This window comes from Marinobacter qingdaonensis, assembly GCF_034555935.1.
In the GTDB taxonomy this organism is placed as follows: Bacteria; Pseudomonadota; Gammaproteobacteria; order Pseudomonadales; family Oleiphilaceae; genus Marinobacter; species Marinobacter qingdaonensis.
This window is the reverse complement of sequence record NZ_JAYDCJ010000003.1, coordinates 114269-128302: the sequence shown is the minus strand read 5'-3', so window position 1 is coordinate 128302 and position 14034 is coordinate 114269. Positions and strand designations below refer to the sequence as shown.

The window sequence follows — 14034 nt, the reverse complement described above, 5'->3', positions numbered from 1 at the left end:
GATGCATCGGGTGGTCCTGCGACCGGCCGGCCTGACTGTGGTGGCCGGTGATGGCGATGACCTTTTGAGTGCCGCTGGCGCCGCCGGCGTCCAGGTACCGTCCGCCTGCCGCAACGGCGTGTGCGAGTTGTGCGAAGCGCGCCTGTTGGCCGGCCCGGTCCTCAATACCCGAAACCAACAGACGATAGCGGTCGGCGAGTCCCTGATGCTGTGCAGAAGCCAGGCGCTTGGTGACCTTGAACTGGAGATAGACGCCGTTATGGCAGCCGGAGACATTCAGCCTCGCAACTTTCAGGCAAAGGTGGTGGACGTGCGTTCCATCAGTCACGACGTGTATCGCGTGGAGTTGCAGTTGCCGCGACGGCGGGAGCTGAGCTTTCACGCCGGTCAGTACCTGTCGGTGGTGCTGCCGGACGCTGACCCCTGCTACTTCTCCATCGCCAGCGCGCCGTCCCAGGAGCGCATTGAGCTGCACATCCAGGCATCGCCTGAGTGGGTGTCGGCCCAGAAGGTCATGGATGCCCTGATGGCCGGCGGCGAGGTTACCCTGCAACTGCCTCATGGCAAGGCCTGCCTGGCCGCGGCACCGGACAAGCCGCTGCTGCTGGTGGCCGCCGGTACTGGCTTCGCCCAGATGAAGAGTCTGGTCGATTACCTGCGGGGCACCCGCTACGATCACCCGGTGCAGCTGTTCTGGGGCGTTCGGCGCCACGAGGACATGTACCTGCGCTCCATGGCCCAGCAGTGGCAGCAGGAGTGGTCGGGCTTCACCTTCCTGCCGGTGGTGGGCGACGACGAGGACAACGACTGGGGCGGCCACCACGACCAGTTGGTGCGTGCGGTGCTGGCGTCGGGCATGGACTGGAATAATGTGGAAGTGCACGCCAGCGGTTCTCCGACCATGGTGTACACCTTGATGGACGCTCTGGTGGAGGCCGGTTTGCCCCAGGCCGCGTTCTTCTCCGACGTGCTCGAGTACGCGCCCCGGGCCTGATCCGGCCCAAGAGGGGCCGGTCGGCCCCGTCTCTCCTAGGCTTTTGGCATCGGCAGTTCGGGCAGTCCGTTGTCGTTGGCGAGGCCCTGCATCATCAGCTTGATGCTGAGTTCTTCCTCGCCCATGTGGGCATTCAGTCGACTCAATTCCGCCAGGGTTTCCCGGCTCCGACGCAGCCGCAGGCTGGTTTCAAAGTATTCCCGGGCCTTGCCCCAGAGCTGGTTGCGCAAACTCAGCCGGCCCAGGGCCAGCAACAGCTCCGGGTTGTTGGGGCGATCCTTCAGCCATTGCTCGGCCAGCAGCAACTGCTCGTCCGGGCGCTGGCCCTCGATGCGTCCGTACAGATTGATCAGTTCGTCGCTCCAGTGATTGCGCAGCACCTTGCGCAGCAGGGTTTCGGTCTGGGCCTCGTCGCCCAAATCGGCCAGCAGCCGGGCGTAATCGCGGATGGTGTGCTCGTCCCTGCGCAGGTAGCCCGGCAATTCGTCCCAGAGCCGGGTCAGCGGCTCCAGGGAGGCGGTGGCGTCTTCCTTGCGCTGGCGCCGGCAGTCCTCGGCCGCACTCTCCAGCAGGTTGTGCCAGACCAGGCGCTGCAGATCGTGGAATTCCTCCTCCGGCAGCACGTTGCGCTTGCGCAGTTCCGGCAGCAGTTTGGACAACTCGCGCCAGTCCTCCAGCCGCAGGTAGGTATTCTTCAGCAACTTGAGCACGAACGGGTGGTGGGGCGACTGTTTGCGCAGGCGGATCAGGGTGGCCAGGGCCTGCTCCAGGCGGTTGCCGGCCAGTTGCAGCTGGGCCTGGGTGATGCCCACCGCCAGGTCTGAGCCGGGGGTGCTTTCGAAGGCCTTGCGCAGCAGGTCGTCGACCGAGTCGTGGTCGCCGGATTCAAACGACGCCTGGGCCGCCGCCAAGTAGTTGATCAGCGGGGTGTCGGCGTTGCTCGCCGACGAGGTCAGCAGCTTGCGGGCCCGGGGCCAGTTGCCTTCGGCCAGGGCCAGCAGGCCCTGGGTGGTGCGCCGGCGGGCCCGCCGTTCGTTGCCCCGGGCGATCCAGCCGGCGACCAGGCCGGTGCCCCGGCGAAACCGGCGAATCAGGCCGATGGCGGCCAGAATCAGCATCACGGTCACGACCAGCAGGGCCAGGCCGACCCAGAAATTGGTTTCGATCAGGTAGTGGCCCAGGCTGACGCGGATGTAGCCCAGGTCGTATTGCAGTCCGAGCGACAGTCCGGTGCCAATGAGCAGTGCCAGCAGGATGATGAGCAGCAGGCGAATCATGAATCGTCGCCTCCGTTGCCCTGATTGCCCGCCGGGGCTTCACCCTGGTTGCCGTTGTTGGCGGCCAGTCGGCCGGCCAGGCGTTCTTTCAGCAGGCCCAGGGACTGGCTGATGTCCGGCAGGGTCGGATCCACGTCGCGCTCGGCCAGCTCGTCCAGGGTGGTGGCGATGGCCCGCACCCGGGGATTGCTGTCGTCGTACCAGTCCTGGATGGTGGCGCTGGCTTTGGTCAGGGCCCGCTGATACAGCGGTTGGTTGCCCCGCAGTACCGCCATTTCCGCCTCTTCCAGCATCAGCTGCAGGTTCAGCCGGGCGTAGGCACTCTGGTCCGGCGACAGCAGGGGTTTGACCGGCTCGTCCATGCGCCGCACCACCACCACCTGTTTCAGGGTGGTCTTGAAGTCGCCCCAGGCCTCGACCAGGGCATTGTCGGCGGCGCTTGTGTCACCATCACCACCTGTGCCTGCGGTGCCGAAGCCTGGCCCCTGGCCGTTGATCAGGGCCTGGTCGGTCAGTTGGTGGACGCTGTCGATGGCCGCTTCCAGTTTCAGGTAAAGGCCGGTGCGGTCGACGCCGGCGATGCCCTTGAGCGCCAGGATTTCCTTGGCCAGCTGCTGGCGCACCGGATAGACGCCGATGTCGTCGGACTCGTTCAGCACTTCGTCGGCGGCTTCCAGGGCGGACAGGGCGCCGCGGATGTCTTTTTCGATCTGCAGGCGCTGGTTGGCGATGCGCAGCAGGTATTCGGCCTCGGCCAGCAGCCAGTCGGTCCGGGTCCGGTTGCCGGCTTCCAGCAGTTCCCGGGCGTTGTGGTCGATCTGCCGCTGCTGGGTGGCAATCAGTTCGCGCTGGGCCGCCAGTTTCTGTTCCAGACTCTGCAGCCGCTGGGCCTGCTGGCTGCCCCGATCACCGTACAGATCCTCCAGTTGCGAGGTGTCCTGCTGAAGTTGTTGCAGGGTCTGTTGCAGCGACTGGTGATTGTTCCACTGTTGCCAGCTCCACAGCGCCAGGGCAATGGCCAGCGCCAGTGCCAGCAGGGCAATCAGCCAGACCGGCCAGAGTTTCTGGTGTTTGGCGGGTTCCGGGGTGAGGGTGGCGGGCAGTTGGTCTGTTGTCTCAGTCACGGGCGTCCTTACTTGGCTTATTCGGAGCCACCGTCCCGGCCGTTCAGTTGCGCTGCAACGGTGGCCACGATGTCGTTGTCGGCAAGGCTTCCTGGTATGCACGGATGTTCGAATCCCGCGACGCGAGCCTGCTCGGCGACCCGATCTGCGGGAACAATCAATAACCTATCGTATAGATTATGGCCGCTATTCGCACATAGTGCGATGAGATTGTTCAAGGTTTCGCCCGACAGGGTGACAATGGCCTCCGGGGCGAACTGGCCGAACAGTTGGTTGACGGTGTCGGCCGAATGATCCGGTTGGCTGCGTCGGTACAGGGCCAGGGCGGTGACCTGGGCGCCCCGGGCTTCCAGGGTCTCGCGGATCAGCTCGCGACCGTCCTCGCCCCGGGCCAGCAGCACCCGTTCGCCGCTGACCCGGGCCAGGGAGGGCAGTGCCAGCAGGGCTTCGCTGGTCCAGCCCTCGGCCGGTTGGCGCACGCTCAGGCCATGGTCGGTCAGGACTTTCGCGGTCGCCGCCCCGACCGCGTACCAGCGGATGCCGGTGGGCAGTTGCGGCCACCAGGCATCCAGCTCATCCAGCAGCAGCCGGGCGGCGTAGGGGCTGACGGCGATGACGTGGGTGAACTGGTCCAGATTGAGGATCAGGGTGCGCCGCTCCGGGGTTTCCGGTAACGGCGTGCGCTCCAGCAGGGACAGGACCCGGGCTTCGGCGCCGGCGTCGATGAAACTCCGGGCCAGGCGTGAGGCCTCGGGTTCGGGCCGGCAGATCAGGACCCGCCGGCCGCTCAGGTCGGGCGACTCAGCGTGGGGTGTGGCCATAGATATCGGCCAACACCTTGTCGGCACCGAGGGCCAGCAGGTCCTCGGCCAGTTCCCGGCCCAGGCGTTCGCCTTCGGCCCGGGGTGCCCGGCCTTCGACCCGGAAAATCTGGCTGCCGTCGACGGCACCAACCAGGCCCCGGAGCCAGAGGGTGTCGTCATCTTCCAGCAGGGCGTAGGCGGCGATGGGCACCTGGCAGCCGCCTTCGAGGCGCCGGTTCAGGGCCCGTTCCGCGCTTACCCGATCCCAGGTGTCGACGTGATTGAGCGCCGACAGCATGTCCCGCAGTTCGCGGTCGTCCAGCCGGCATTCGATGCCGAGGGCGCCCTGGCCCACGGCCGGCAGGGAAATGGTGTCTGGCAGGCAGTAGCGGATGCGGTCGTGGAAGCCCAGGCGTTTGAGGCCGGAGCTGGCCAGCACGATGGCCTCGTACTCGCCGGCATCCAGCTTGGCCAGGCGGGTGTTCACGTTGCCCCGCAGGACCCGGATCTGCAGGTCGGGCCGGTAGGCGCGCAGCTGGGCTTCCCGGCGCAGGCTGGCGGTGCCGACCACGGCACCCTGGGGCAGGGCATCGACGGTGTCGTAGTGGTTGCTGACAAAGGCGTCGGTGGGGTCTTCCCGCTCGCAGATGGCGACCAGGCCGAGACCGTCCGGAAAATGCATCGGCACGTCTTTCATGGAGTGCACCGCCAGGTCGGCGCGGCCGTCCAGCATCGCTTCCTCCAGCTCCTTCACAAACAGACCCTTGCCACCGATCTTGGCCAGGGGGACGTCGAGGATCTTGTCGCCCTGGGTTTTGATCTTGACCAGTTCCACATCCACGTTGTCGTTCAGGCGCTCCAGCTCGGCCTTGATGAATTCCGCCTGCCACAGCGCCAGGGCGCTGCTGCGGGTTGCGATGCGAAGGGTTCGTTTGGACATGACACTCACTGCCGGTGTTAAAAATGTCCGCCAAGGTTACCTTGTGACGGCGAAAATGTCCCGCGGTGGATGTCGGGGGATGCCGAGGGGCCGGGCTAGCCCGGGCGGTGTTCCTGCAGCCACTGGCGCACGTTGCTGGCGTGGCGTCGGCTGACCGGCAACTGCCCCCGGTTGTCCCGCAGCACCACCAGATTCTGGCCATCCGGAGTGCGCTTGAGCGCTTGGATGTAGCGGACCCCAACCAAGGTATGGCGGTGGATGCGCAGCAGCTGGCGCGGGTAGGTGGTTTCCAGTTCTTTCAGGGTGTAATCGCACACGGTTTCGCCGTGGCTGTGATGCAGGGTGACGTACTTCTGGTCGGCTTCGCAGTGCTGGATGTCGGCCAAATCGATCAGCTCGGTGCCCCGGTGGGTGCGCACGGCGATCTGTTCGCCGTCGTTCTCGCTCAGGTCGGTCAGGGTCTTCAGTTGCACCCGGTTGATCCGGCCGGTGCGGGCCAGGGCGTCGGCCAGTGCCTCCCGTCGCACCGGTTTCAGCAGGTAGGCGGCCGCGCGCACGTCGAAGGCCTGGATGGCGTAGTGGTCGTAGGCGGTGCAGAAGATCAGGGCCGGCGGGTTGGTCAGTTTCTCCAGCTGGGTGGCCGCCTCCATGCCGTCCATGCCGGGCATGCGGATGTCCAGCAGCAGCACGTCCGGCTCCAGCGCCGCCACCTGTTTCAGGGCGGTGTCCCCGTCCGCCGCTTCGCCGCAGACCCGGTAGCCGGGGAGCGCCTCCACCAGCCGCCGCAGCCGCTCCCGGGCCAGCGGCTCGTCGTCGGCAATCAGGATGCTGCGGGTGGTGGTGGCGCTGGTGGACATGGCGTGCAATCAGGTCCTTGTGCGTGCGTTGCCCCGGCCATTGGCGCTCTGGCGCGGCAGGCGCAGGGTCACGGTGTAAATGTCGTTCTGGTGGCTGTGCTTCAGTACCGCGGGCTCGCCGAACAGCGCCTGCAATCGCAGCTGGATGTTGGCCAGGGCCATGCGGTTGCCCTCGTGCTGGCGATCATTCTGGTCCGGCTTCGGGTTCTGCACCAGCAAGTATACGAAATTGCCCCGGGCCTGGGCTTCGATGCGCACGGTACCCCCCTCCGGCCGGGGTTGGATGCCATGGTACACGGCATTTTCCACCAGCGGCTGCAGGGTCAGCGGCGGGATGGCCTGGTGCTCCAGGCCGGCGCCAATCTGCCAGTCGAGGGTCAGCCGGTCGCCCAGGCGCAGGGCTTCGATGGCCAGATAACGCTTGCACAGATCCAGTTCCCGGGCCAGGGGGATCAGCTGGTCAAACGTGCGCAGGCTGGCCCGGAACAGTTCCGACAGATCGAGCACCGCGTCCTCGGCCTTGTCCGGATTCACCGCGATCAGGCTGGCGATGGTGTTCATGCTGTTGAACAGGAAGTGGGGCTGGATCCGCGCCTGCAGCGCGGTCAGATGGGCCTGCATTTCGGCCTCGCGCTGTTGCTGCCACTGGTGCTGCAGGTAAAAGTAGCGCAGCACCATGAGCACGATCAGCAGCGCCAGCAGCAGTTTCTTGGCAATGCCCTGCCAGACCGCGATCCCGGGCTGGGGGTGCAGCACGCTGTCGGCGAACAGGCTGAAGGCCAGCACGTCCAGCAGCACGATGGCCACGATGCTGAGACTGGCCCGGGCCACCGACAGGCGCGCCAGCCGTTGCCGCAGCAGGCAGATGAGCGCGGCGCTGGTGAGGGTGGTCCATTGCACGAACAGCGACAGCAGGCCGAAATAGTTCCAGTCGATCCAGCCCGCCTCGGCCTGGACGATGGCCAGCACCAGTACCAGCAACTCGCTGGTGACCAGCAGCAGGAACACGGCCCGGACCCGGCACAGGTCCGGCACAAAGAAATCGCTGGTACCCGCGCCCTGGTCGGTGAGCAGGGGTGGCTCCTTTACAACGGTCAGAATGCTATACTCCCGCCTCGTTCAATGTACCCAATTCCCGCCAGATGATGCCGGGCTGTCAGCAGGAAAGATAGACCATGACGGATCAGAACAAGCCGGACCAGGCCGCAACCTCCGAAAAACCCTGGGGCGGACGCTTCAGCGAACCCACCGACGCCTTTGTGGAGCGGTTCACCGCCTCCGTCGGCTTCGATCAGCGTCTGTACCATCATGACATCACCGGCTCCATCGCCCACGCCACCATGCTGGCGGCGGTGGGTGTGCTGACCGAGGAAGAGCGCGACACCATCATCGAGGGCCTGAACGGGGTCAAGGCTGACATTGAGGCCGGCACTTTTCAGTGGTCGGTGAGCCTGGAAGACGTGCACATGAACGTCGAGGCCCGGCTGACCGACCGCATCGGCATCACTGGCAAGAAGCTGCACACCGGTCGCAGCCGTAACGACCAGGTGGCCACCGATATCCGCCTGTACCTGCGCGACGAGATCGACGTCATCGCCGAGGAGCTCAAGCGCCTGCAACTGGGCCTGCTGGAGCTGGCCGAGCGCGAAGCCGACACCATCATGCCCGGCTTTACCCATCTGCAGACCGCCCAGCCGGTGACCTTTGGTCATCACCTGCTGGCCTGGTACGAGATGCTGGTGCGCGACGGCGAGCGCCTGCAGGACTGTCGCAAGCGGGTCAACGTCATGCCCCTGGGCGCGGCCGCCCTGGCCGGCACCACCTACCCCATCGATCGTGCCATGACCGCCCGCCTGCTGGGCTTTGACCGGCCGACCGAGAACTCGCTGGATTCGGTCAGCGACCGGGATTTCGCCATCGAATTCTGCAGCTTTGCGGCGCTGCTGATGACCCACCTGTCCCGCTTCAGCGAGGAACTGGTGCTCTGGACCTCGGCCCAGTTCGACTTCATCGACCTGCCGGACCGGTTCTGCACCGGCTCCTCGATCATGCCCCAGAAGAAGAACCCGGATGTGCCCGAGTTGGTGCGCGGCAAGACTGGCCGGGTCAATGGCCATCTGATCAGCCTGCTGACCCTGATGAAGAGTCAGCCGCTGGCCTACAACAAGGACAACCAGGAAGACAAGGAACCGCTGTTCGACACCGTCGATACCGTCAAGGGCTGCCTGAAAGCCTACGCCGACATGATCCCGGCCATTCGCTCGAAGGCCGACAACATGCGGGTGGCGGCCAAGCGTGGTTTCTCCACCGCCACCGATCTGGCCGATTACCTGGTCAAGAAGGGCGTGCCCTTCCGCGATGCCCACGAGATTGTCGGCAAGTCCGTGGCCTTCGGCGTGGCCGAGGAGCGCGACCTGTCCGACATGACCCTGGCCGAACTGCAGCAGTTCTCGGATGTGATCGGCGAGGATGTGTTCGATGTCCTGACCCTGGAAGGCTCGGTCCAGGCCCGGGATCACCTGGGTGGCACCGCACCGGCTCAGGTGCGCGCGGCGGTGGCGCGGGCGCGCAAGCTGCTGGGCTGATCCGGCCGCCCCGGTCAGCCGCCGATGCGCCCGGTGCTCAGGTCGACCGCGGCCGGCGCCAGCTCTGACAGCGGCTGTGGCCGGGCCAGCCGGAAGCCCTGACCGTAGTGGATGCCCAGGGTCCGGACCTTGCCCAGGGTGGTGTCACTCTCAATGAAGGTGGCCACCGTCTGTTTGCCAGCCACCTCGGCGATCCGGTGCAGGGCTTCGACCATGACCTGCTGCACCGGGTCGTGTTCCAGGTGCTGCATGGTGCGCCGATCGAACTTGATGATGTCCACCGGCAAGGTCGCCGCCAGGCTGTAACTCTCCACCGAGGCTCCGGCACCGTCCAGGGCCACCCGACACCCGACCCGGTGCAGGGCGTCGCACAGGACCGCCACATCATCGGGGTACTGGGTGGCGTGGGCCTCCCGGATCTCCAGACAGAAGCAGCTCGGATCGAACCGGCTGTCCCGCACTACGCCCTCCATGAACTCGGCAAAGGTCTCGTCCAGGACACTGGCCAGGGACAGGTTGAAACCACAGTACTTCAGGCGCGGCTCGAGCAGGCGTTGGCGACCGAGCCAGTCGATGGCCTGGCGGATCACCTGACGGTCCAGGCGCTTGGCCAAATCAAAGCGCTCGGCCACCGGCAGGAACTGCTCCGGCCGCAGCGGCTCGTCGCCGTCGCCCGGTACCCGGCACAGGATCTCGATGTGGTCGCCCCAGGTCACGCTGGCGATGGGCCGGAGGGGTTGGTACAGCAGGGTTAACTGCTGCCGGTCCAGGGCCTGGCGAATCAGCTCCACCTGATGGTTGGCGGTGGCGTCGTCGGTGTGTCGGGCCAGGGCTCGGGCGGTGTGGATGCGGTTGCGACCCGAGGTCTTGGCGGTGTGGCACAGTTCCGCAGCCTGGCGCAGCAGTTGCTCCGGATCCCCGGGCAGGTCCTGGTCCATGACCAGCAGCCCGCCGGATGCGGTGGTCTGCAGGGTGTCGCCCTGCCATTCGAACTCGAACTCGCGGACCAGGGCCAGGATGTCGTCGGCGATCTTGCGCGCCCGGGGCTCGGGACAGTTCTCGATCAGCAGGGCGAAGGTGTCGCCGGACAGCCGGGCCAGAGCGTCCCGTTGCCGTACCCGGGTGCCCAGGTTGCCGGCCAGTTCCCGCAGGTAGCGGTCGCAGGTGCCACTGCCGACCCGGTCGTTGAAGCGCTCGAATTGGTCGAGATCCAGATACAGCAGGCTGTCGCAGGATTCCCGGTGGGTTTTCTGCTCCAGTGTGCGCAGCAGGCGGGCCAGAAAGGCCCGGCGGTTCATCAGGCCGGTCACCGGGTCGTGGCGGATGCGGTATTCCTTGCTGGCTCCCGGTTGGGTCCGTTGGCTGACATCCCGGGCCACCTGCACCGCGCCCGACACCTCCCCCAGATGATTGGTCAGCCGCTGGTAATGAAATTCGTACACCGGCAGTTCCCGGTTCTGCTGGGCCAGGGGCATTTCCACCACGAAGCTGTCACGCTCGAAGGCCCGCTGCCAGAGGCGTTCGATCAGGCGGCGTTCATTCGGGTGCTCGGCCAGCAGGGTTTTCAGGTTGTCGCCGGTCTGCGGGCTGATACCGAACACCGCGGCGAACTGCTGGCGGAACGGCTGGTTGCAGTGCAGCAGGGTCAGGGTGCGGTCGACCGCCGCGACCAGGTCCGGGGTGGCTCGGGTGGTGGCCGCCAGAATCCGGTCGGCCTGGCTCCGGGCCTGGTCCTTCAGGCTCAGCGGCGTCTGGTCGACCAGGGTGCCGCCAATACGGGTGATGCGTCCGTCGGCCTTCAGGGCCCGCCCGTGCAGGCGGACCTGGCGCAGGTTCTGGCGGGCGGTCAACAGGGTCAGTTCCAGGCTGAAGGCCCGCCCGGTGCGGATGCAGCGTCGGAACAGGGCCCGGACCCGGGCCTGGCCATGCTGGCAGTAAAACAGCGCCTGTTCCGGGGTGATGTCGGTGTCCGGGCGCAGTTCCAGAACCCGGAACAGACCCTCGGACCAGGCCATTTCATTGCTGCCGGTGTCCAGCTCCCAGAGACCGGAGCCGGTGCTGTCCTCGACCGCTTTCAGCAGTCGGGCGTCCATGGCGTTGGTGTCGCGGGCGCAGATGCTGGCGTTGGCGGCCTTGTCGGAGTCGCGCATGGCCAGGTGCAGGCTCAGACACGCGGTGTAGAAGAAGCCTTCCTTGTGGCGGAAAGTGACCAGGACGTCCTGGCCCCGCTCGATCCGGTGACGGTTGGTTGGGGCGAAGGGGTCGTCCTGGCGCGAGGCCAGGATCCGGTGCACCGGCCGGCCCTGGAGTTCGGTCGGCTCGAAGCCCAGTACCGCCTCGGCGTGACGGTCGGCGTGAAGCACCAGGCCCTCGTCGTCGATGCGCAGCAGGGTGCTGCGCTCCGAGCCTTTGGGCTGATCGGAACGGTAGCGGCGAATGACGAATTCTTTCACGACGGGCGGGCCTCTGGTTCAGCTTTTATTTTTTTGCCGGTTTTGCCAGGATGCGTCCATCATACTGATACTGTCATCGAAATGAACCTCTCCCCGGAGCCGCCTTGACCGCCCACGTTGCCCCGATTGCCCTGGACTTTGACGAGGGCATTGACCGCAAGACCCTGCGTCGGCTCAGGGACCGGTTCCTGGCGGTCAATCAGCAGCGCTGGGAGCGGGCCCGCTCGGCCCTGACCTACCGTCAGCAGATCGTGCTTGAAGTCCTGCCGCTGGTGTTCCACACCAATCACCCGTCCCTGCCCGGGTACCAGGATGCCGACTGCCCCTATGGCCTGTGCCACTACCAGCCGGCGCCGTCGACTCTGAACGCCGCGCGCCGAGTGGCCCGAACCTTCAGCGTACGGGACGAGGGCCGGCGCCGGCCCGATCTCGACGCCCTGTTCCTGATGGGCAGCCCCGGTACCCTCGGGCATTCGGTGGCCAGCGACCTGGACCTGTGGCTGTGTCACCGCCAGGATCTGCCGGAGCGCGGTATCCGCAGCCTGGAGCGCAAGGCCGAGCGGCTGTCGGAGTGGGCGGCTTCCCTGGGGGTCGAACTGCACGTCTTTGTGTTCTGCGCCGAGGACTGGCGCGCCGGTCGCCAGCGCGCCGAAGTGACCGGTGAGAACTGCGGCAGCGCCCAGCATTACCTGCTACTGGACGAGTTCTATCGCACCGGTATCCACCTGGCGGGCCAGGTCCCGATGTGGTGGCTGGTCCCGGCCGAGCAGGAGGGCCGCTACGACGACTGCCGGCGACAGCTGGTGGAATGCCGCTTCGTCCGGGGTGACGAGTACATCGATTTCGGTCCGGTCCCCGCCATCCCGCAGGAGGAGTTTCTGGGCGCCGGCGTCTGGCAGCTGTACAAGGGCATCGACGCGCCCTGGAAGTCCATCCTCAAACTGCTGCTGCTCGAGTGCTACGCCCAGACCGGGGATCAGCCGCTGCTGTCCAGTGTGTTCAAGCAGGCGGTGTACCGGGGAGTGACCGACGTCGACGCCCTGGATCCGTACCTGCTGCTGTACAACCGGCTGGAGGACTGGCTGTCGACACCGGAAACCGCGGCCCGGCTGGATCTGGTCCGGCGCAGTCTGTACCTGAAGGCGGGGTTGCCGCTGACCCGGGCCGAATCGGCCTCGGAGCAGTGGCGGGTGCGGTTGCTGAAACAGCTGGTGACCCGCTGGGGCTGGGGTGAGCAGACCCTGGCCGAGCTGGATAACCGCCAGCGCTGGCGCGCCGAGGAGGTCACCAGCCTGCGTCGGACCATTGTCACCGAGCTGACCCACAGTTACCGGCTGCTGTCCCGGATGGCCCGGGAACACGGCACCCGGGCGGCCATCAGCGCCAACGACATCAACCTGCTCGGGCGCAAACTGTACGCGGCCTTCCAGCGCAAGGCCGGCAAGATCGAGCAGATCAACCCGAACCTGGCGCCGTCCCTGGAAGAAGAAAATCTGGCCTTCCACCACCAGTCCGAGCAGGGCCGAGACGGCAACGGCTGGCTGCTGTACCGGGATCTGGAGGATCCGGCCGACGCCTTCTGGCAGCCGGTCATCCGGCGCTCGGGCAATCTGACCGAGCTGATGGTCTGGTGTTACTGCAACGGCCTGTTGTCCCGGGCCACCCGGCTGAACGTCCGGGCCGGCACCACCGTGGCGTCGGTCAGCGAGCTGCGGGAGATGCTGGAGGCGCTGACCGGGTTCCTGCCGTTTCCGCTGGTGCCGGCCGAGCGTGGGGCCCTGGCCCGGGCGATGGTGCCACTGCGCCACTTGCTGCTGGTGAACGTCGGGGTTGATCCCCAGGCCAGTCTGACCGACAAAGGCCTGCACAAACTCAGTGCCCGGCACGACTCCCTCGGCTTCAGTGGCGGCCGGGAAAACCTGGTGCTGACCATCGACCAGATCACCTTCAACAGCTGGCACGAGGTCAGTCTCCAGCATTACGCCGCCGGCGACACCCTGGTGCAGTGCCTGAAAAACGTGCTGGCGTCCGTGGCCGGCAACCCCGCGGCGCTGCCGGGCATCCAGGTGCACGGCCACAACCGGGGGCACGGCACCGCCATCGCCCGCCGGGTCGAGGAACTGTTCACCGACGTGCTGCGCCAGTTCTTCGCCGGCGGCCAGGGACCGCATCCGATCCGCTACGTCATCGAGATGGACCGACGCTATTTCCTGTTGCAGTTCAGTGGCGCCGAACCCGGGTTTGTGGTGCTCGACAGTCTGGCCGAACTGATGGAACACCTGGCCTTGCCCCAGGAACGCTACCTGCCGGTGGTGTTCGACCGCTACGCGATCCCCGAGGATCCAGCGTTGCGGGCGGTGTGTCAGGCCAGTGAGCCGGACAGCATTCAGGTGTTCTACCAGCTGCGGGGCGAGCGGGCCCGACTCTGGGTGGTGGACGAGCTGGGCTCGTTGTCGGCCTGGGAACAGCCGGTGGTGGATCGACGCTACCTGATGAGCCCCTTGCTCCGATTCCTGGAAAATCTGGTGGAGCGCCGCACCCTGCGGCGTGGCGACCTGCCGGACCTGGTCTCCGGGGTGCGCTGCCTGGAGGTGGTCAACCGGGACGGTCGGTGGCTGACCGAGCCCCGGCCCGATCAGCCCGCAGCCCCGGCGCTGCCGGGACTGGAAGTGCAGGCGGTGGGCGTGCAGGAGGGCGGCCGCCGGGTGCGCTTCGACATCTTCTGCGGCGACCAGGAGTTCACCGTGCAGGAGTACGGCGACCAGCTGATTCCCGCGGTCGCCCATTACATCCGGTCGCTGCGCCAGAGTGCCGAGCGCTACCCGGTCTACCTCACCGACGTTCATCTGCCCCACGACCTGGACCCGCAGGTCTACCAGCAGGACATACAGACCAGCCAGTACCTCCACTATCGCTCGGTGCTGGAGCGGGCCCTGAACCAGGCGCTGCATCGCGAGTCCTAGTGTTCTCGCCGCGCGGGCCGGGTCTCAGGTATACTGCC

Annotated in this window: 10 protein-coding genes; 3 read left to right on the top strand and 7 right to left on the bottom strand. The window is 66.5% G+C overall.

Annotated elements, in window-relative coordinates; translation table 11 throughout:
• The first annotated feature begins 1 nt into the window (after position 1).
• Positions 2–994, top strand: coding sequence for a 2Fe-2S iron-sulfur cluster-binding protein (locus U5822_RS03865; protein WP_322854307.1), 993 nt, complete (start codon positions 2–4; stop codon positions 992–994).
• A 35-nt stretch (positions 995–1029) separates the two neighbouring features.
• Here U5822_RS03865 and U5822_RS03860 read toward each other — a convergent pair whose 3' ends face one another.
• The 6 genes from U5822_RS03860 to U5822_RS03835 form a co-directional block, all read right to left on the bottom strand.
• Positions 1030–2271, bottom strand: coding sequence for a heme biosynthesis HemY N-terminal domain-containing protein (locus tag U5822_RS03860; RefSeq protein WP_322854306.1), 1242 nt, complete (start codon positions 2269–2271; stop codon positions 1030–1032).
• Positions 2268–3395 carry a uroporphyrinogen-III C-methyltransferase gene (locus U5822_RS03855; RefSeq protein ID WP_322854305.1) on the bottom strand — a complete coding sequence of 376 codons (1128 nt, stop codon included), beginning with the start codon at positions 3393–3395 and terminating at the stop codon, positions 2268–2270. The genes U5822_RS03860 and U5822_RS03855 overlap by 4 nt, the downstream gene beginning before the upstream one ends.
• A gap of 17 nt (positions 3396–3412) precedes the next feature.
• Positions 3413–4216 carry a uroporphyrinogen-III synthase gene (locus U5822_RS03850; RefSeq protein ID WP_322854304.1) on the bottom strand — a complete coding sequence of 268 codons (804 nt, stop codon included), beginning with the start codon at positions 4214–4216 and terminating at the stop codon, positions 3413–3415.
• Entirely contained in the window at positions 4197–5138 is a 942-nt protein-coding gene (hemC, locus tag U5822_RS03845) for a hydroxymethylbilane synthase (protein WP_322854303.1), read from the bottom strand. Before hemC ends, U5822_RS03850 begins: the two co-directional genes overlap by 20 nt.
• Before the next feature lie 95 nt (positions 5139–5233).
• The gene (locus U5822_RS03840) at positions 5234–5995 is read right to left on the bottom strand and encodes a LytR/AlgR family response regulator transcription factor (RefSeq protein WP_322854302.1); all 762 of its coding nucleotides are present in this window, start codon (positions 5993–5995) and stop codon (positions 5234–5236) included.
• Positions 5996–6004: 9 nt separating this feature from the next.
• Positions 6005–7069 carry a sensor histidine kinase gene (locus tag U5822_RS03835; protein ID WP_322856880.1) on the bottom strand — a complete coding sequence of 355 codons (1065 nt, stop codon included), beginning with the start codon at positions 7067–7069 and terminating at the stop codon, positions 6005–6007.
• Positions 7070–7170: 101 nt separating this feature from the next.
• Here U5822_RS03835 and argH point away from each other — a divergent pair, with 101 nt between their 5' ends.
• Positions 7171–8580, top strand: coding sequence for an argininosuccinate lyase (gene argH, locus U5822_RS03830; RefSeq protein ID WP_322854301.1), 1410 nt, complete (start codon positions 7171–7173; stop codon positions 8578–8580).
• A gap of 14 nt (positions 8581–8594) precedes the next feature.
• Here the strand turns inward: argH and U5822_RS03825 are convergent, their stop codons facing one another.
• Positions 8595–11033 (bottom strand): EAL domain-containing protein, encoded by a 2439-nt coding sequence (locus tag U5822_RS03825; protein WP_322854300.1) that lies wholly within the window; start codon positions 11031–11033, stop codon positions 8595–8597.
• A 104-nt stretch (positions 11034–11137) separates the two neighbouring features.
• On the opposite strand from U5822_RS03825, the gene U5822_RS03820 reads away from it, so the two are divergent.
• Positions 11138–13996: a class I adenylate cyclase gene (locus U5822_RS03820; RefSeq protein ID WP_322854299.1), complete on the top strand. Its 2859-nt coding sequence runs from the start codon at positions 11138–11140 to the stop codon at positions 13994–13996.
• The last annotated feature ends 38 nt before the right edge of the window (positions 13997–14034 follow it).

Coding starts and splice junctions, on each gene's coding strand:
- U5822_RS03865 (WP_322854307.1), top strand. CDS start 2: ATGCATCGGGTGGTCCTGCGACCGGCCGGCCTGACTGTGGTGGCCGGT.
- U5822_RS03860 (WP_322854306.1), bottom strand. CDS start 2,271: ATGATTCGCCTGCTGCTCATCATCCTGCTGGCACTGCTCATTGGCACC.
- U5822_RS03850 (WP_322854304.1), bottom strand. CDS start 4,216: ATGGCCACACCCCACGCTGAGTCGCCCGACCTGAGCGGCCGGCGGGTC.
- hemC (WP_322854303.1), bottom strand. CDS start 5,138: ATGTCCAAACGAACCCTTCGCATCGCAACCCGCAGCAGCGCCCTGGCG.
- U5822_RS03840 (WP_322854302.1), bottom strand. CDS start 5,995: ATGTCCACCAGCGCCACCACCACCCGCAGCATCCTGATTGCCGACGAC.
- argH (WP_322854301.1), top strand. CDS start 7,171: ATGACGGATCAGAACAAGCCGGACCAGGCCGCAACCTCCGAAAAACCC.